This window comes from Synechococcus sp. H70.2 (genome assembly GCF_047462275.1).
Classification (GTDB): Bacteria; Cyanobacteriota; Cyanobacteriia; order Thermostichales; family Thermostichaceae; genus Thermostichus.
The window spans coordinates 238656-255150 of record NZ_JANSIU010000002.1; the positions used below are offsets into that span (position 1 = coordinate 238656).

The following is a 16495-nucleotide window of genomic DNA, read 5'->3' on the forward strand; positions in this document are numbered from 1 at the left end:
AAAGTTGGGCAGGCCGTTGCTGTAGCCAATGGGTTGATTGGAGAGGAGGGATCCCTCCTCTTTTTTTCTTCAAGGGTCGAGATAGAGTCGGTGTTGGCGAATGTAGTGCTCCACAGCGGGGGGGACCAAGTAGCGGATGGATCCCCCTTTTTGGATCTGCTGGCGTAGGTAGGTGGAAGAGAGCGTTAGGGTGGGGGCGTCCAAGAGTGTCGCCCGAATGGGCAGCTTCTCAGCCACCGACCGCAGCACCTGGGCGGCGTCGCCAGCATCGAGGCGGGGGGCAACAATCCAGTGACAGAGGCGGGCCAATTCTTCCGCCTGGTGCCACTGGGGCAGCTCCTGCAGGGCATCCACACCGATGATCCAGTACCACTGGGTGTTGGGTTGCTCCTGCATCAGGCAGCGTAGGGTCTCAATGGTGTAAGAGGGGCCAGGACGGCGGATCTCCAAGTCAGAGCAGGCAAAGCGCTCATGGTCGGCAATGGCTAGCTTCACCATGGCCAGGCGATCCTCTTTGCTGGCGCCCCCAGCTAAGGGCTTGTGGGGCGGATTCCCTGCCGGTATCCACAGCACCTGATCCAAGTTGAACTGCCAGAGGGCCTGCTCGGCCATGATTAAATGGCCGTGGTGGACGGGGTTAAAGGTACCGCCGAGAATGCCAACGCGGCGCTGCTTGGGGGCTGAGCCACTCATGGCTGTTGGCTGAGGTAGCTGATGGCCTCGCGCAGCCAGTCTTCTGTTTGCCGAGACTGGGGTGGCAAGGCTTGCAGGGCTGCTTGGATTTCCTGGGGGCTATAGCCAAGGGCCAGCAAGGCCATTTCCACCTCTTCGCGGATAGGGGAAGGTGGCCCGCTCGACAAAGGCTGATTGGCATTCTCCAGGCCTTTTCGCCAGTGGGCCAATTTGCTTTTCAGCTCCAGCGCCAGCCGTTGGGCAGTCTTTTGTCCTACCCCTGGAGCCAGGGAGAGGAGGCGGACATTTTCGGTTACCACCGCCTGCACCAGCTCCTGGAGAGTAAAGGTGTTGAGCAATGCCAAACCCAGGGCAGGTCCCACCCCTGGCACCTTAATTAGTTCCGCAAACAGATCCCGCTCCGCTGCCGAGCCAAACCCGTACAGCACCAGCTCAGTCTCTCGCACGAGCAAATGGGTGAACACCCGCACAGGCTCCCCTACAGGGGGCAGTTGCTCGAGAAAACGGGCCGGCGCCTGGATGCGATAGCCGATCCCTTGCACCTCCAGGGTGAGGCTGCTGCGCTCTCCCAGTTCTACAGCAACAAGATGACCTGTCAAAAATGCGATCATTTGCGTATCTAACCTGTGTTTTAGGATACCCTGCCCAGCAGCTTTCGGGGTCGGCCAGGCAAAATCTAAATCTAGAATTAGGAGGAGCTTGCGAGCGACTCTTATGGCTTCAACCTCGGCATTGGCTACTCCTATCTCAGCACGCTGGATTTGGCGAGGGCAGCCTGTCCATTATGTCAAACAGGGCGAGCAGGGACAGCCGCTGCTGTTGGTGCACGGCTTTGGAGCCTCCACTGACCACTGGCGCAAGAACATTTCCCAACTGGCGCAACACTACCAGGTCTATGCCATTGACTTGCTGGGCTTTGGTCGCTCGGCCAAGCCCAAGTGGAACTACTGCGCTGAGATCTGGCGGGATCAACTGCGGGACTTCTGTCAACAGGTGATCCGACAGCCGGTAGTGGCCATCGGCAACTCCCTAGGCGGCTATGTGGTGCTCAGCCTGGCAGCAGAGTGGCCTGAGTGGGTGCGGGGTGTGGTGCTGCTCAACGGAGCCGGTGGCTTTTCCACTGCTAAGGGATCCCCCTCCAACTGGCGGCAGGGGCTGGGCAAGCTGGTAGGCTGGAGTCTGCGCCAGCCCTTGGTGTCTTACCTGTTGTTTCAGTACCTGCGTCAGCCACAGGTCATCCGGGCCAAGCTCAAGCAGGTCTATTACAATCAGGCGGCAGTGACAGACCAACTGGTGGAGGACATTCACCGGCCCACGCGGGAGCCAGGAGCAGCCGATGTGTTTGTGGCTCTGATGCGAGGCGGGCAAAAAGGACGCAGCGTGGACGAGCTGCTGCGCAGCCTGGTGCGCCCCCTGCTACTGATTTGGGGAGAGCGGGATCCCTGGATGCGGGTCCGCGAGCGCTCGCAGCTCTACCGCACCTACTACCCCAAGGCAGTGGAATACTTCCTAGAGGCCGGCCACTGTCCCCACGACGAGTGCCCCGAAGAGGTTAATACCCTCATCCATCGCTGGATCGAGGCAGGGATCCCTTCTGCGCCAATCCCGCCATCTAACTGCCATTCCTAAAGCTCTAGATGAGATTATCCAATGGCTGGGGCAGCGAGGCTTCCTCCAGGCCGATGGTGTACTTCAGCCACTCCCGATAGGAGCCGCTGCTAGTAGCTTTGGCAATTTCCAAGTAGAGAGTGCTGTGGGGGCGGCGTGGCTGGCGCAATAGGGGCATGCCTGCCTCACGGGGGGTGCGATTCCCTTTTTTGAGGTTGCAGCGCACACAGGCGCTGACCACGTTTTCCCAAGTGTCACTGCCGCCGCGGGAGCGCGGGATCACGTGGTCTAGGGTAAGGTCTTCGCCATAGCAGCCGCAGTACTGACAGCGGTATCCATCGCGATGAAGGACATTGCGGCGTGTTAAGGGAATCTCTTTGTGGGGAACATGAACGTAGTGGCGGAGACGAATGACTGTAGGCAGAGGAATGTTGCCGTAGACTACTTTGCCGTTGTGCTCAATTTGCTCAGCCTTGCCCTTGAGCAAGAGCACGACTGCCCGGCGCCAACTGGTGATGTTGAGCGGCTCGTAGGAGGCATTGAGTACCAAAACCTTGCCCATACTGCTACGTCCGGCTGACGGGATCCCCACCCCGACCCACAAGGCGCCAGCTCTTCTGAAATTTAACACAGCCTTATTGGGTTGCGGTGGGAATCAGGTAAGTGCAGCGGTGCACTGTCTACTCTTGACCCTCCCACCGACTAATCGCGAAGCGGGACGTAGGGGAATGCTTCCGCAGTCCACAGTTGGACTCGCAAAGGCGCTGTCAAGACACCCCTAACTGGCTTTCGGCACTGTCCGGGGTAGCGGGACGGAGGGTTACCAAGCTACTCTGCTGTGTCCACTTCCACTTGGTTAGCTGGCCCCAGGCTGACGCGAAACTGCCTAGCCCCTCTCGGCAAGGGATCTGGCGCCACTTCAGGCAGGTTGGCAAAGGGAGTGGTGGCGCGACGCTCCCGAGCTAGCGCATTCTCTGGCTCAGCAGCCAAGGGAGATCCCGTCCCATCCACCGTTACCCGGTAGACTAAACGCTCCTGCAAACCTGGAGGGGACTGCCACTGCTGGGCCAGGGTGCTTTCCAGACGCCGCTGAGGATCTCCAGAGGCTTCCGGCACGGTAAGCTGCCCCTGTTGCGAGGAGGGGGGAGGGGAGGGATCCCTGCGGCTGAGCCAGAGCCCAACCCCGGCCACTAGGGCAATCCCGCCTGCCAGCAGGGCAGCAATGACAGGGGGCTGTCGATACCAAGCTGGCGCCGGCGGCGTTGCCAGTTTATCCAGTTGGGGCAGGTCCTCGGCCGCCTGAGAGAGGTTTTCTAGAAGGTCATACAACTGTGTCATTGACAGATCCACCTGGGCAATGCGATCCTCCCCCTGCCGCACTGTGAGGCGGTGGAAAATAAAATCCAGCGGACGGATGGCCACAGTCCCACTGAAAGCTCCCTTGGGCGTACCGCTGAGCTGGAATCCAACGTAGCGGTCGATCACCGTGATCAAATCCTTGAGCCAAACGCTGTCTCCCCGTAGAGTCTTGGTGGTCTCTCCCTGGCGAATTTCCAACTGACACTCAAAGTTGTTCTGAATCGCTTGCAGGGGCGGCGTAGCTGAGGCCTCGATACCCTGCCGAGGGAGGGGGGCTTCTCCTCGCACAGTGAGGGTAGAGGTGGGCTGGTGATAGGTTTGAGTGAGGGTGAGGCTGGGCATGGCAACTGGCAAGCAAAGGACGCCGGCAAGAACTCCAGGGTCAGAGGAAGAGCTCCGCCTTAGGAAGAGGGCAAAGCATCTGATTCCACCTTCCCTTCCTCGAGGTTGCTGCCAGCAGGCAGATCCATCTCAGGGCGGCTGAGCAAGGCTTTCCAGAGGCGCTCTGCTCCCCTGGGGCTACTGTAGAACAGTAGCTCAATCAAGATGCGCAGAGCCAGTTCGGCAAGGCTATCCTCATCGCGCACATCCCCATCCACCATACGGCTGCGGTAGTGGGAGATAAACTCGCCCAGGTAATCGCCCACCAGCGGCTGACGAAAGGGACTGAGCTCCTGTTTGAGGGCGGCTTCCAGCTGCTCCAGCGTGCTGCGGATGCGAGCCTGTTGCTGGGCTGCCAGATAGGCAATTACCTTGGCCAGGGCGCGGGCCTCTTCAATCTCAACTTTTTTGTGGCCACCGCTGGTGCGGCGGAGGGGATTGGCGTTGCGCAGACGCCAGAGGGCCACCCGATCGCCAAGGTGCTCCTCCAAGTTCAGGGTCTTGGCTGCTGCCAGAACGGCCTCGGAAATCTCCCCGCTCAGGGACTCCAGGCCCAACAACAGCAAATCCAACTGGGCTTTGATGGTTGCAGTAGCTGGGGTGAGGCTAGGAGCTTGAGGATCTAACTGAGTCTGCTTGGGTTCCACCGTCACGCTGTCAATGGGAACTTTTGGCTGGGATAGGACTCTATGATCTCCTGTCTGAGGCCAAGCTGCAACCTTCCCCTCCCGCGCTTGAGGGAAGAATTGCCCTGGGCAAGAGCTTCGCTGCCGGGATCTGGCAAGCGCTGTCCACCCCTTTCAAAGGGGCAGGGTATACTGTAGCAAAGACAAGGAGAGACAACCATCCTCCCTGCCTTTTCGGGCCGCGCTAGGCCCTGTTTCAGATGAGCATGGATGCTTCCCAGTCTGGCCCTCCTCGCCTCATCCTGATCCTTGAGGATCAAAGGGGTCAGCGCGGCGTTGTGTTGGACAAGATTTACTACTCAGTAGGGCGAGCAGCCAACAACCACATCCGTCTCTATGATCCTTTTGTGTCCCGCCGGCACGCTCTCATCATCCGCGTTCCTGAGGAAAACCAAGCGGGGTACAGCTACGTCATCTTTGATGGCAGCCCCGGATCCCGTCAAAGCACCAACGGTTTGTTCGTCAATGGGAAACGGGTTGCCTCCCATCGGCTGCAGCTTTTTGACAAGATCGGGTTTGGACCGAGGGTAACAGCCATTGTCAGGAGCACCGACCACTTCAGTCCCCAGACCTTGGCTGCTCTTTTGAAAACGCCGCCCAATGCTCCTGAGCCGGGATCCCAGCAAGACACTGAGAAAGTTAGCGAGAAGGAGGACTTCACCGCCATCCCCTGCCTTGCGGTATCCTGAGGCCAGCAGCCTAACAAGCTTTGGGTTCCCGTGCCTTCTATTCCTCCTAAGCTAAGCAACTACTGGCAAGATGCCTTTGACCTGGAAGCCCATCTGGGATCCTTCCTCGGCCTTGAGCCTGGCGAGCTGCGGGAGAAGCTGCGGGCGGGGCAGCAACAGTTGGCGGAACTGGGCCGGCGCGACTTCGAGTGGGATCAGGCAGACGCCTTTTACCGGGATCGGGTGGGATCCGCCTATTTGCTGGACTTGGCCGCTTGGCACCTGAGCAGCACCGACTACATCGGCAATACTCTGCGCCTGGTGGCGGATCAGGCTCGCGGGCTAGTGCTGGATTTTGGCGGTGGCATCGGCACCCACACCCTTGGGGCAGCTCTCTGCCCGGCGGTGGAGCAGGTGATTTTTTGGGATATCAACCCCATCCATCGGCAGTTTGTACAACTGCGGGCGGAAAAGCTAGGTCTAAGCGAACGGATCCACTGCCCGGAAACCTTCCCACAAGGGATCCTCTTTGACACCGTCATCTGCTTCGATGTGGTGGAACATTTGCCGGATCCGGCAGCGCAGTTGCGTCAGTTTTACGCCTGGCTTAAGCCGGAAGGCAAGTTGTTGATCAACTGGTACTTTTTCAAGGGGTTTAATGGCGAATTTCCCTTCCACCTAGACGACCCGCAAAAAGTCGAGCAGTTCTTTCAGGTGCTGCAAAGCCATTTCCTAGAAGTGTTTCATCCCTATCTCATCACCGCCCGCTGCTACCGTAAGTGGAATAAAAGCTGAGATTGGAGAGAGAACGAATGCTGCGCTACTTGCGGGTGCTGTGGCTGTTTTGGAGCACTTCTGTAGCAGCAGAAATGGAGTACCGCGCCAACTTCTTCTTTGCCAGCCTCAGCAGCTTAGGCGGTCTGGGGTCGGCTCTGTTTGGGCTTTCACTGTTCTATCAGCGGGGGCACCGCCTAGGGGGCTGGAGCTGGCCGGAGGCGCTCATCGTCTTGGGCATGTTCACTATCTTGCAGGGCGTGTCGGCCAGCCTCTTTAGCGTCAACTTAAACCGCATTGTGCAGCAGGTGCAGGAGGGCACCCTGGATTTTGTCTTGCTCAAGCCCATTAGTAGCCAGTTTTGGCTGTCAACCCGCGTGTTCTCTCCCTGGGGCCTGGTGGATATCGGCTTTGGCCTGGTGCTGATTCTCTCCGCCGGGATCCAGTTGCAGCTGCCGGCCTGGGCCTATGTTCTGGGTCTAGTGCCCCTTTTGCTGGGATTGGTCATCCTCTACAGCCTCTGGTTTATGCTGGGGGCCACCAGCATCTGGTTTGTCAAGATCTACAACGTTACCGAGGTGCTGCGGGGCTTGGTGGAGGCGGGGCGCTTCCCCCTGGTGGCCTATCCGGTGGCCTATCGGCTGTTTTTTACCTTCGTTGTGCCGGTGGCTTTCTTGACCACAGTACCGGCGGAAACCTTGTTGGGGCGAGCCCAATGGCCGTGGCTTGTGGGATCCGCCCTGCTGGCGGCGGGGCTGCTGTGGGGATCCCATCTGTTCTGGCGCTTTGCCCTGCGCTTTTACACCAGCGCTTCTAGTTAGGCTCCCCCATTCCACCAAGGCCGACAAAGTACCCCTAAACTTCAGCCGACCCAGCAGTTGCAACCCCACCAGCTAGGAGAGGCACAGAGGAATTAAGATGAAAGTCACGACTGGGCCAAAGCCATTGGAGGCCAGCCTATGGGCGAAGCAAAGCGCCGCAAAACCCGGAACAACCCCGATCCCGCCCAGGAGCTCCTGTTTCCCAACCTCAAAGATCTTCCTCTTACCAAAGCCCAGGCCCGCACAATCTACAATTGGACAACTCGGGGCGCTTGGGCCGGCATTATTCTCCTGGCCATTGTCTGGGTGGTGGTGCGATTTGTGGGGCCTGCTCTGGGCTGGTGGCACCTGGCGGGCTAGACGGCTGGATCTCTTGAGTCTCCTTGGAGTTTTCCTATGCAATCCTACTTGGCAGCCGCCATTCAGATGACCAGCACCCCGGATCTAGCCAGCAACTTGCAACAGGCAGAGGAGTGGATTGACTTTGCAGCGCGCCGGGGGTGTGAGCTGGTGACCCTGCCGGAAAACTTTGCCTTCATGGGGCCGGAGGCAGAAAAAGCCCGCCTTGCCCCGGAGATCGCGCAGCGGGCCGAGGAGTTTTTGGCCAAGATGGCCCAGCGCTACCAGGTATTCGTGCTGGGGGGGGGATACCCGGTGCCAGATGGACAGGGCAAGGTGTACAACACCGCCGCCCTCTACAGCCCCGAGGGCAAGGAGCTGGCCCGCTACCGCAAGATCCACCTTTTTGACGTCAACCTGCCCGACGGCAACACCTACCGCGAGTCCAACACGGTGGTGAGCGGCAAGGAGGTGGTGGTCTGCCAGGAGGAGCGGCTAGGCACTCTGGGTTTATCAGTCTGTTACGACGTGCGCTTTCCTGAGCTGTACCGCTCTTTGGTGGATCAAGGGGCGGAGGTGTTGCTGATCCCTGCCGCCTTTACCGCCTACACAGGCCGGGACCACTGGCAGGTTTTGCTGCAGTGTCGGGCCATTGAAAACACCTGCTACGTGATTGCGCCCGCCCAGGTGGGCACCCACTACGAGCGGCGGCAATGTCATGGCCACGCCATGATTGTGGATCCCTGGGGGACGATCCTGGCGGATGCCGGCGGCGAAAAACCAGGAGTGGCGATTGCCGAGATTGATCCGGAGCGGCTGCAGCTTATCCGGCGCCAGATGCCTTCACTGCAACATCGTCGTCTGGCCTGCGCTGTCCCTCGCTAGAGATCTCCTATGCCTTGGCCGCCCCTAATCCTCTACAGCAAGCCCGGCTGCCACCTCTGCGAGGACTTAGCCAAGAAGTTGCAGCAGATCCCTGAGATCGGCGAGCTGGAAATCCGCGATATTACTGCCAACCCCGCCTGGTGGGAGCGCTACCAGCTGGAGGTTCCCGTGCTGAGTTTGGCCGGGGATCCCGAACGGCCTTTGCCACGTCCCTCGCCGCGGCTGACGGTGGCGCAGTTGCGCACTTGGCTGGGACGCCAGTTGGGTTGTCTACCTTAGCGCTTCCCTGCGGGCGGTGTAGCCGGCTTGGCACAAAGCTGCCACGGTGGCCTCGGCATCTTTAACCCAAAATTGGGATCCCAGTCTTACCCAAAGGGTATGGGGATGGGCAACGATAGCTGCCACGACGGGAACGCGATTTTCTTCCTTGGCTTCCGAGCGTTGACGGGTAAGAACCGCCTGCAGACGGTGTCGCTCCTCTACAGTTCCGGCAGCCTCCAGAGGAAGTTCCACCGTAACCCAACTCACCAATTCAATTGGCTGTAAGTCTTCAACAATAAGCTGCAACTGCTCATCCCGCTGATCCAGCTTGGCCCACACCAATAGCCGTTGATCCACCTCTAGGCAACCGCGCAAACGCTTGTAAGTCTTGGGGAAGATTACCGCTTCGCAAGTGCTCGTCAGATCTTCCAGTTGCAAAATCGCCATGCGCTCCCCTTTCTTGGTGGTTGCGGTTTTGATGGCGGTCACCAGAGCTAGAATGCCAACTGAGGCATCAGGTGGATAGGCCTTCAAATCAGCAAGGCTAGCGAGAGCTAGTAGCCGTACTTGCTCTTGAATCCGCCGCAGGGGGTGGTCTGAAACGTAAAAGCCCAACAGCTCTCGCTCTAGCCTCAGCTTTTCTTGCGGTGGAAAATCCTCAGTAGCCGGCCCGCGCGGTACCTCAACAAATCCCTGGCCATTGCTGCTTTCGCCTCCTAATAAATCAAATAGGCTGGCCTGGCCAATGGCGTTAAACTTAGCCCGCTCTGCTGCCCAACTGAGGACGGGATCCAGATCCGCCATTAACTGTTTGCGGTTGCGGGAAATACAATCGAAAGCGCCTGCACAAATGAGTGACTCAATAGCCCGGCGGTTAACGATGCGCAGATCGACCCGCTGGCAAAAGTCGGCCAAAGAGGTGAAAGGACCACCAGCTTGGCGAGTAGCCAGAATGTTTTGAACGGCTCCCTCGCCTACATTCTTTACTGCCCCCAGACCAAACAAAATGCTGGATCCCTGAGGAGTAAAGTCCAGGCCGGAGCGGTTGATGTCAGGCGGCTCGATTTGGATTCCAATGGATAGACAGTAGGTAATGTAGCGCTGGACTTTATCCTGATCCCCACTTACAGAAGAAAGCAGTGCCGCCATGTATTCTGTTGGGTAGTTGGCTTTCAGGTAAGCAGTCTGGAAGGTAATCAATCCATAGGCCGTAGAGTGAGATTTGTTGAAGCAATACTCGGCGAAAGCAACCATTTGGTCAAATAGCTCCGTGGCTACTTCTTTAGCTACACCTCGCTCGACTGCCCCTTGGACAAACTGCTCGCGATGTTTCTCCATCTCGGAGACCTTCTTTTTCCCCATCGCCCGCCGCAGCAGGTCGGCCTGGCCCAGGGTATAGCCGGCCATGTCCTGGGCAATGCGCATGATCTGCTCTTGGTAGAGAATGGCGCCGTAGGTATCTTGAAGGATTGGCTTGAGGAGATCGTGGACGTAGGTTACTGGCTTGCGGCCATGTTTGCGATCGATAAAGTCTGGGATCATGCCCGTATCCAATGGCCCCGGTCGGTAAAGAGCCAGGACCGAGGAAATATCCTCCAGATTAGAGGGCTTGAGCTCTCGCACCACCTGCTTCATACCGGAAGATTCCAGCTGGAAGATCCCTTCCACCTCCCCTTTTTCCAAGAGTTGGTAAGTTTTTGGATCATCCAGGGGCAGGTTGTCCAGATCGATGGCAACACCTCTGTGTTCTCGAATTAGCTCCACAGTTCGTTGGATCAAGGTAAGGTTGCGCAGCCCCAAAAAGTCCATCTTCAACAGACCCAGAGACTCAATGTCTTCCATCGAGTACTGGGTAATGATTTGGCCTTCGTTGTTGTACTGCAAAGGCACAATTTCATCCAAGGGATCCTTAGAAATAACTACACCGGCAGCATGAACTCCAAAGGTTTTGTTGGTGCCCTCCAGCAATCGAGCTAGATCAATCCAGCGGCGAGTAGTTGGGTCTTTCTCGTATTTTTCCTTGAACTCTGGGGCAGGAGTATTCTCGCTGATCATCTCCTCTAATTTTGCTGGCTTGCCCCGGGACACTGGGATCAACTTTGCCATTTTGTCAGCTTCGGCATAGGGAATGTCCAGCACTCGGGCAACATCCTTGAGAATAGCTTTGGAAGTCATGCGGTTAAAGGTGATGATCTGAGCCACTCGCTCTTGACCATACTTGCGGGTTACGTATTCGATCAGCTCCCCTCGCCGCTCGATACAAAAGTCGGTATCGATATCCGGCATTGATTGCCGTTCTGGGTTGAGAAAACGCTCGAAGAGCAACCCGTATTTGACGGGGTCAATATTGGTAATCTGTAGGGCATAGGCCACCAGGGATCCGGCTGCTGAACCGCGGCCTGGGCCCACTGGGATCCCGTGTTCACGGGCATAGCGAACATAGTCCCAGACTACCAAGAAATAGCTGGAAAACCCTTTTTGCTGGATGATATTCAGCTCAAAGCGCAGGCGCTCCTGATAGTTTTGGGGAATCTGATCCGGATGGGCGACACCGCAGCGCTTTGCCAAGCCTTGCCAGGCCAACTCAGCAAGGTAGCTATCGGCAGAATAACCCGGAGGAACCGGGTAGTCGGGCATGCGTATTTCCCCAAACAGGTCATAATCCTCGATCTTTTCCAGCACTTTGAGCGTATTGGCAATTGCCTCGTCGATGACCTCCTGCTCGAGGTGATCGCGGCAGAGGCGGCGCATTTCTTCTGGACTTTTCAGGTATTCCGTCCCAGTGTAGCGAAGGCGATTTTTTTCGGTGAGAGATTTGCCTGTTTGGATGCAGAGCAGAGCATCGTGGGCCTCCACATCCCAGCAAGAAATAAAGTGAGTATCGTTGGTGAGGATGATCGGGATCCCTAGTTCGCGAGCAATGCGCACCAATTGCACGTTGACAAAGCGGTCTTCCCGGTAGCCGTGATCCTGGATCTCAATGTAGTAATCATCTCCAAACTGTTCCTGATACCAAGCAGCCACTTGGCGAGCAATTTCTGGCCGCCCCTGCAAAATGGCCTGGGGCACTTCCCCAGCTAGACAGCCGCTGGTCACGATCAACCCCTCCTTGTATTGGGCCAAATACTCTTTGTTGATGCAGGGGCGAGCAAAGATCCCCTTGCCTTGAACGCCGTGGAGATGGGAAATGGTGGTTAGCTTCACCAAGTTTTTGTAGCCCTGGGTGTTCTTGGCTAGGACCACTTGGTGATACTTGGGATACTTGCGGCTTTTGTCTCGAATATCGCCGTTGATCACATACATCTCGTTGCCAATGATTGGCTTGATCCCTTTGCTTTTACACAGTTTCACCAGCTCAATGGCCCCGTACATGACGCCGTGATCGGTTAGGGCCAGTCCTGGCAAACCCATCGCCACCACCTGCTCAACCAAACGCGGCAGTTGGCTAGCCCCGTCCAGAAGGCTGTACTCGCTGTGCAAGTGCAAGGGAACAAAGGCCATGGCAAGACTTCGGATAGAGGGATCCCTTCAACCTTAACCCAGCGCCCCTTTTTCCAGTTGTCGCCAGCTGCCGCTACAGTAAAGTCAGGCCGACGTTTTCTCCCTTTGCTTGAATGGAGACTCCCCTTCGCCTTACCCAGTACTCCCATGGTGGCGGCTGCGGCTGTAAGATTGCCCCAGCTCTGCTGCAGCAGATTCTCAAGGAGCTGCCCCTCCTCTGGTCGGATCCAGCCTTGCTAGTGGGGGCTGAAACGAGCGACGATGCCGCCGTCTACCAACTCAACGACGAGCAGGCTCTAATCCTAACCACCGACTTTTTCATGCCCATCGTCGACAATCCGGTGGATTTTGGCCGCATTGCTGCAGCCAACGCCCTCTCTGACGTTTACGCAATGGGGGGTAGGCCCATTCTCGCCCTCGCCATTTTGGGCATGCCGGTCAACACCCTGCCCCTGGCAGCCATTCGGGAGATCATGGCCGGGGGAATCCAGGTCTGCCAGGAAGCCGGGATCCCTTTGGCGGGGGGGCACTCCATCGATTCACCCGAGCCCATCTTCGGTCTGGTGGTGGCAGGGCTGGCCCACCCGCAGCACATCCGCCGCAACGCTACTGCCCAGCCCGGCGACGACCTCATCCTAACTAAGCCGCTGGGGATCGGGGTGATGACCACGGCCCTGAAAAAGGGCCAGCTCAGCGCAGCGGGCTATGCAGAAGTTTTGCAGGTGATGACCCAACTTAACCGCATCGGCCCACAACTGGCGCGGCGACCCCAGGTTCACGCCCTAACCGATGTAACGGGGTTTGGTCTTTTGGGGCACTTGCTGGAGGTCTGTCGTGGCTCAGGGGTAAGCGCTGAGTTAGATCTGGCTGCTATTCCCTTTTTGCCCGAGGCCCTCTCCTTGGCGGAGGCGGGGATCTTCCCAGGCGCAGCCCGTCGCAATTGGCAAAGCTATGAAGGCGTAGAGGCCGACTCTCTGCTGGAGTGGCAGCAGTTGCTCTTGGCGGATCCGCAAACCAGCGGGGGCTTACTGGTGGCGGTGGATCCCGCCTTCACGGCAGAGCTTTTGCAAGAGCTCCACAGCGCCGGCTACTCCTATGCCCGCCGCATTGGCCACTGCCAGGCCGGCGAAGGGATCGCCATTCGGGTTGTCGGCGAGATCCAAACCCCCCGCCAGTAGCTTGGGGGAAGGCCACGTTTGGCCCTCTCCCCCCAATCTATGAAGATTTGGTCAAGCAGAGCTGCGAAAGTTGAAGATCTCATGTAAGGGGAAGGGGAGCTGAGATATCTTAAAGAGGTATGAACGAGCCCTCTCCCAACAGCCACAGCCTGGTTCCCTGGGTTGAGCCAGGGCAGCTAATTCGCAGCCTCAGCAGCGGCCAACTGCTGATGGTAGACCCCCAGCGGCCCAATGCCTTGATCATCTGCAAGACGTTCCATGCTGAGTTTGCCGGGCCAGGGGCTGCAGTGGGAGGGCCCTTGGATGTGGAGTCGAGCAGCGTGATCCCAATTGGGGATGTGGCTCTGTTGCATCCCCAGGGCTATCAAGAGCGGCAAAACGCCTATGCCAAGCGGCTGCACTGGATGCGGTGGCTACAGCAGATTACCGACAATCCTCTGCCGGCCCGGCGGGCGCGGATCTTGCTCTTTAGCTTAGAAGAATTTTTCTCGGCGGAGCTGGTCAGCCAGTTGCCGGATGAGGTTTTGGCGCGGCTGGTAGGGGTGCTGCCCCAGACCATTGCTGCAGCCCGCAGGAAACTAACAGCCCTCGCTAGCCCCAGCTATTCTTTGACCGGCTAAGTTAGCTTCCTAGGGGTGCTGGTCTGGCCTCAGGGTTTTCCGTTGGGGTAGAGCCGGTTTAATCCTTTGCGAGCCTTGGCGTGGATATCCAGGGTGGTATTCATTTTTAGAATTTGCCGGTAAACCTGCTCAGCTCGAGCCGTTTCCCCCTCCTGTTCCAGCTTCTCGGCCAGCTTGAGCAAGCTCTGGGCTGAAGGATCGCCCAGGGATCCCCCCTGCAGTCGCTGCAGCTCTTCTAGGCGCTCCAGCACCATTGGCCGCAATAGCCAAGAGTGATCTAAATCCAACACTTCTCGGTAGTAGCGCTGCGCCTCTTTGAAGTTCTTTTGCTCGTCGTAGGCTTCCGCCAGCTGTAGAGCCAGCTCTGCAGTGGGCTGATCCTTAAACTGCCGATGCAGTTGGTGCAAACGCCGCAGGAAGGGGGATCCCTGCTGCGGGTTTTGCAAATCTGGGGCGTGTTGAACCGGCAGATAGTTGGCCTTTTGGGCGGAGTGTTCCCCAGAAGAGGCAGCCTCTGGTGCTAGCGGTTGCAGGGGTACCTGACGGCTAAGGCTTTTGGGAGCAAGGGGTTTGGAGACCCCAATTGGCTGATCCTGAGAAGAGGGGGAGGGGCTGGAAGGCGGGACCGGCTGCGGCAAGGGAACGGTCTTATGAGTTGGGGGTTGGGGGGGTAGCTGCTTCAGCTCCCCAGGGGTGGAGGCCTGAAAGGGAATTGCTTTGGGAGTCTCCTTGCGCTCTTGGGCCAGTTCTCGATAGAGAGCGGCTAGTTGAAGGTAGCCTGCTTCCTCGTAGGCAGTGGCCAACCAACGGGCATTTTCAGGGCTAGGATCGGCGCGATATGCTCGCCGCAACAACTGCAAAGCAGTGCCATAGTTGCGCTCTCGAATGGCTGCCTGCCCCAAGCTGGCTGACCTGGCCCCAGTTGTATCGCTAGCCATACCTGTTGCGCCTCCCTGTGTGCCGATTCCTTGGCCTTAGCATAACGTTGACTGCTAGGAAAGAGGTCTCTTGTTGGCAAACACTTTTAGCCAATAGCCAATATTGACTGGCTGGAATGTTGGGGCAAGGAGATCTGGATGTAAGGCGTACTTTCAAGCTAGCCTGTAGTCAAGGCTTCAGCAGCAACAGATGCCGGCGGCAGGATGATTCAAGACTTTCGAGAGCGGTACCCCATGGGCAGCTTGCTCACTGATCTGTTGCGCGTGGAGGAAGGGATCTACATCGTCAAAGCCCAGGTGGTGGTGAACAACACCGTTTTGGGCAGTGGCATGGCCGGCTCGAACACTATTGAAGAAGCGGAAGATGCTGCCTTAAAGCGTGCTCTTCAGCATGCAGGATTTGGTCGCCCTACCTCCTCCCTGAGTTTGGGGCTGGACGCCGCCACGTCGAGGACCCCCTATCTGCCCACTCCCAGTTGGCCAGCTCCTAACCTGGGCAATGGACAAGCCCCCCCTTCCCCTACCCCTTCAACCCCTGAAGCAGCAGGGATCTCAGCCCGATCCCAGTCGCTTGCAGAGCTGTCCAACCTCAAGGAAGCGGAGACTCAAAGCGACGATCTGTCGGATCTCATCGCGCAAACAGACGTGGAGATGCAGCGCATTGGCTGGGGTCGCAAAGAGGGCCAAGAGTTTTTGGAACGTCGCTTCCAGAAAAAATCTCGCCACCAGCTGACTGAGGCTGAGCTGCGGGAGTTCTTGCGCTATCTCAAACAGCAGCCCTCCCGCCTTAGTAGTGAGCCCCGCTTCTAGCCTGCCTCTCTTTAGGCGCAAGCTAGGGCGCTCCCACAATCACTGTTGTATCCTGCATTGTCTTGACCACCGTCTCTCCCCCTTCTAGGAGCACCACCTGCCGCTCTGGCACCGATACCCTGGCCACTTGGGCAGTTTGGTAGTCTTGCCCAGTCTGCACAACTGCAGGAATGGTGGCAGGGGCAGAAATGAGAGCAAAGGACTCGCCGCCAATTTGGATAAACCCAGAAACCTGCACGCTGCGGGCAAAAGCAGCCGGATCTGGGGTGGGGGTGGGAGGCGGCGTGGCCCCTGCTGTAGGTACTTCACCTTCGGGTGGAGGGGGAGGCAGTTCTGGAAGGGGCGGCAGATCTGGGAGCGGCTCAGGAGCCCGCACGTTCTGGGGCACAAAGGGATCCGCCCGTCCCGCTCCGCTCAAAGCCCGCTGCGTTTCCTGCTCCCGGTCCGCCGGTCGGATCAGACTGGAGGCAGGTGGGAGGGAGGCCGGCGGAGGTTGGTCAGGGGCAGTTTGGCCAAAACCTGCAGGCAGACCTGCTGCCTGTTGCCGGGCAAGAGCCTGTAGCTGGCTGGCTCCACGGGCCAAGGTGGCGTTTAGATCCTGCTCCCAGCGGCCGGCAGCATTTAGCCGCATGATCACAGGGCTGCTGCCGCCGCGAAACTCCACCCAGACTTCTGCTTCTGTGTTACTTAGCCGACGGGAGCGGAGGATGCGGGATCCCGGCGGCAAAAGTGGCTGCAGGGCCAGCTCTGCGTCCGGCACCGCCGAGGGGGCGTTGGCCAAAGCGGGAGACAAGCAAGGGGATAGGCACAACAGGCCCACCGTCGACCCCAGAAGGATTCCAAGCAAAGCCAGTTGACGAGCCATAAAAACCATTGGGGGAGAGCCTCACGTCTAAAGTATCCAAAATCCTCGCCCTAGGGCCAACTCAACTTGCCTTCAAGGCAGCAAAGTTTGCCATAATTAAGTGGGAAT

Annotated in this window: 18 protein-coding genes; 10 read left to right on the forward strand and 8 right to left on the reverse strand. The window is 58.1% G+C overall.

Annotated elements, in window-relative coordinates; all coding sequences use genetic code 11:
- Window positions 1–69 precede the first annotated feature (69 nt).
- Both nadD and ruvA read right to left on the reverse strand, forming a co-directional pair.
- Window positions 70–693, reverse strand: coding sequence for a nicotinate-nucleotide adenylyltransferase (gene nadD / locus NW822_RS03395; RefSeq protein WP_414403522.1), 624 nt, complete (start codon window positions 691–693; stop codon window positions 70–72).
- On the reverse strand, window positions 690–1304 hold the full coding sequence (gene ruvA / locus NW822_RS03400) for a Holliday junction branch migration protein RuvA (RefSeq protein ID WP_414361059.1): 615 nt from the start codon (window positions 1302–1304) through the stop codon (window positions 690–692). The genes nadD and ruvA overlap by 4 nt, the downstream gene beginning before the upstream one ends.
- A gap of 103 nt (window positions 1305–1407) precedes the next feature.
- On the opposite strand from ruvA, the gene NW822_RS03405 reads away from it, so the two are divergent.
- Window positions 1408–2322, forward strand: coding sequence for an alpha/beta fold hydrolase (locus NW822_RS03405; protein WP_414403523.1), 915 nt, complete (start codon window positions 1408–1410; stop codon window positions 2320–2322).
- 4 nt (window positions 2323–2326) lie between these two features.
- Here the strand turns inward: NW822_RS03405 and NW822_RS03410 are convergent, their stop codons facing one another.
- From NW822_RS03410 to NW822_RS03420, 3 genes are all read right to left on the reverse strand, one after another.
- On the reverse strand, window positions 2327–2863 hold the full coding sequence (locus NW822_RS03410; RefSeq protein ID WP_414361065.1) for an HNH endonuclease: 537 nt from the start codon (window positions 2861–2863) through the stop codon (window positions 2327–2329).
- Window positions 2864–3129: 266 nt separating this feature from the next.
- Complete coding sequence (locus NW822_RS03415) at window positions 3130–4002, reverse strand: DUF4335 domain-containing protein (protein ID WP_414361067.1); 873 nt, start codon at window positions 4000–4002, stop codon at window positions 3130–3132.
- Between the two features lie 59 nt (window positions 4003–4061).
- Entirely contained in the window at window positions 4062–4694 is a 633-nt protein-coding gene (locus NW822_RS03420; protein WP_414403524.1) for a DUF3038 domain-containing protein, read from the reverse strand.
- 239 nt (window positions 4695–4933) lie between these two features.
- Here NW822_RS03420 and NW822_RS03425 point away from each other — a divergent pair, with 239 nt between their 5' ends.
- The 6 genes from NW822_RS03425 (at window position 4934) to NW822_RS03450 (ending at window position 8493) form a co-directional block, all read left to right on the forward strand.
- The gene (locus NW822_RS03425; protein WP_414403525.1) at window positions 4934–5416 is read left to right on the forward strand and encodes an FHA domain-containing protein; all 483 of its coding nucleotides are present in this window, start codon (window positions 4934–4936) and stop codon (window positions 5414–5416) included.
- 30 nt (window positions 5417–5446) lie between these two features.
- Window positions 5447–6190, forward strand: a complete 744-nt coding sequence (locus NW822_RS03430) for a class I SAM-dependent methyltransferase (RefSeq protein WP_414361073.1) — start codon at window positions 5447–5449, stop codon at window positions 6188–6190.
- A 17-nt stretch (window positions 6191–6207) separates the two neighbouring features.
- The gene (locus tag NW822_RS03435) at window positions 6208–6990 is read left to right on the forward strand and encodes an ABC transporter permease (RefSeq protein WP_414403526.1); all 783 of its coding nucleotides are present in this window, start codon (window positions 6208–6210) and stop codon (window positions 6988–6990) included.
- 138 nt (window positions 6991–7128) lie between these two features.
- On the forward strand, window positions 7129–7350 hold the full coding sequence (locus NW822_RS03440; RefSeq protein WP_414403527.1) for a DUF2839 domain-containing protein: 222 nt from the start codon (window positions 7129–7131) through the stop codon (window positions 7348–7350).
- A 36-nt stretch (window positions 7351–7386) separates the two neighbouring features.
- Window positions 7387–8214, forward strand: a complete 828-nt coding sequence (locus tag NW822_RS03445; RefSeq protein ID WP_414361078.1) for a carbon-nitrogen hydrolase family protein — start codon at window positions 7387–7389, stop codon at window positions 8212–8214.
- A 9-nt stretch (window positions 8215–8223) separates the two neighbouring features.
- Window positions 8224–8493 (forward strand): glutaredoxin family protein, encoded by a 270-nt coding sequence (locus tag NW822_RS03450; protein WP_414403528.1) that lies wholly within the window; start codon window positions 8224–8226, stop codon window positions 8491–8493.
- Here the strand turns inward: NW822_RS03450 and NW822_RS03455 are convergent.
- Entirely contained in the window at window positions 8485–11976 is a 3492-nt protein-coding gene (locus NW822_RS03455; RefSeq protein ID WP_414403529.1) for a DNA polymerase III subunit alpha, read from the reverse strand. The genes NW822_RS03450 and NW822_RS03455 overlap by 9 nt on opposite strands.
- A 113-nt stretch (window positions 11977–12089) precedes the next feature.
- Here NW822_RS03455 and selD point away from each other — a divergent pair, with 113 nt between their 5' ends.
- Window positions 12090–13154, forward strand: coding sequence for a selenide, water dikinase SelD (gene selD / locus NW822_RS03460; RefSeq protein WP_414403530.1), 1065 nt, complete (start codon window positions 12090–12092; stop codon window positions 13152–13154).
- A gap of 119 nt (window positions 13155–13273) precedes the next feature.
- Window positions 13274–13774: a hypothetical protein gene (locus NW822_RS03465; protein WP_414403531.1), complete on the forward strand. Its 501-nt coding sequence runs from the start codon at window positions 13274–13276 to the stop codon at window positions 13772–13774.
- 29 nt (window positions 13775–13803) lie between these two features.
- Here the strand turns inward: NW822_RS03465 and NW822_RS03470 are convergent, their stop codons facing one another.
- The gene (locus tag NW822_RS03470; RefSeq protein ID WP_414403532.1) at window positions 13804–14712 is read right to left on the reverse strand and encodes a hypothetical protein; all 909 of its coding nucleotides are present in this window, start codon (window positions 14710–14712) and stop codon (window positions 13804–13806) included.
- Between the two features lie 204 nt (window positions 14713–14916).
- Here NW822_RS03470 and NW822_RS03475 point away from each other — a divergent pair, with 204 nt between their 5' ends.
- On the forward strand, window positions 14917–15522 hold the full coding sequence (locus NW822_RS03475; RefSeq protein WP_414361089.1) for a hypothetical protein: 606 nt from the start codon (window positions 14917–14919) through the stop codon (window positions 15520–15522).
- Window positions 15523–15544: 22 nt separating this feature from the next.
- Here NW822_RS03475 and NW822_RS03480 read toward each other — a convergent pair whose 3' ends face one another.
- Window positions 15545–16387 (reverse strand): hypothetical protein, encoded by an 843-nt coding sequence (locus NW822_RS03480; protein ID WP_414403533.1) that lies wholly within the window; start codon window positions 16385–16387, stop codon window positions 15545–15547.
- Between the last annotated feature and the right edge of the window lie 108 nt (window positions 16388–16495).

Bases quoted from the DNA above. Each gene is read 5' to 3' on its own strand.
- nadD (WP_414403522.1), bottom strand. From the start codon at position 693: ATGAGTGGCTCAGCCCCCAAGCAGCGCCGCGTTGGCATTCTCGGCGGT.
- ruvA (WP_414361059.1), bottom strand. From the start codon at position 1,304: ATGATCGCATTTTTGACAGGTCATCTTGTTGCTGTAGAACTGGGAGAG.
- NW822_RS03405 (WP_414403523.1), top strand. From the start codon at position 1,408: ATGGCTTCAACCTCGGCATTGGCTACTCCTATCTCAGCACGCTGGATT.
- NW822_RS03410 (WP_414361065.1), bottom strand. From the start codon at position 2,863: ATGGGCAAGGTTTTGGTACTCAATGCCTCCTACGAGCCGCTCAACATC.
- NW822_RS03415 (WP_414361067.1), bottom strand. From the start codon at position 4,002: ATGCCCAGCCTCACCCTCACTCAAACCTATCACCAGCCCACCTCTACC.
- NW822_RS03425 (WP_414403525.1), top strand. From the start codon at position 4,934: ATGGATGCTTCCCAGTCTGGCCCTCCTCGCCTCATCCTGATCCTTGAG.
- NW822_RS03435 (WP_414403526.1), top strand. From the start codon at position 6,208: ATGCTGCGCTACTTGCGGGTGCTGTGGCTGTTTTGGAGCACTTCTGTA.
- NW822_RS03440 (WP_414403527.1), top strand. From the start codon at position 7,129: ATGGGCGAAGCAAAGCGCCGCAAAACCCGGAACAACCCCGATCCCGCC.
- NW822_RS03445 (WP_414361078.1), top strand. From the start codon at position 7,387: ATGCAATCCTACTTGGCAGCCGCCATTCAGATGACCAGCACCCCGGAT.
- NW822_RS03450 (WP_414403528.1), top strand. From the start codon at position 8,224: ATGCCTTGGCCGCCCCTAATCCTCTACAGCAAGCCCGGCTGCCACCTC.
- NW822_RS03455 (WP_414403529.1), bottom strand. From the start codon at position 11,976: ATGGCCTTTGTTCCCTTGCACTTGCACAGCGAGTACAGCCTTCTGGAC.
- selD (WP_414403530.1), top strand. From the start codon at position 12,090: ATGGAGACTCCCCTTCGCCTTACCCAGTACTCCCATGGTGGCGGCTGC.
- NW822_RS03465 (WP_414403531.1), top strand. From the start codon at position 13,274: ATGAACGAGCCCTCTCCCAACAGCCACAGCCTGGTTCCCTGGGTTGAG.
- NW822_RS03470 (WP_414403532.1), bottom strand. From the start codon at position 14,712: ATGGCTAGCGATACAACTGGGGCCAGGTCAGCCAGCTTGGGGCAGGCA.
- NW822_RS03475 (WP_414361089.1), top strand. From the start codon at position 14,917: ATGATTCAAGACTTTCGAGAGCGGTACCCCATGGGCAGCTTGCTCACT.
- NW822_RS03480 (WP_414403533.1), bottom strand. From the start codon at position 16,387: ATGGCTCGTCAACTGGCTTTGCTTGGAATCCTTCTGGGGTCGACGGTG.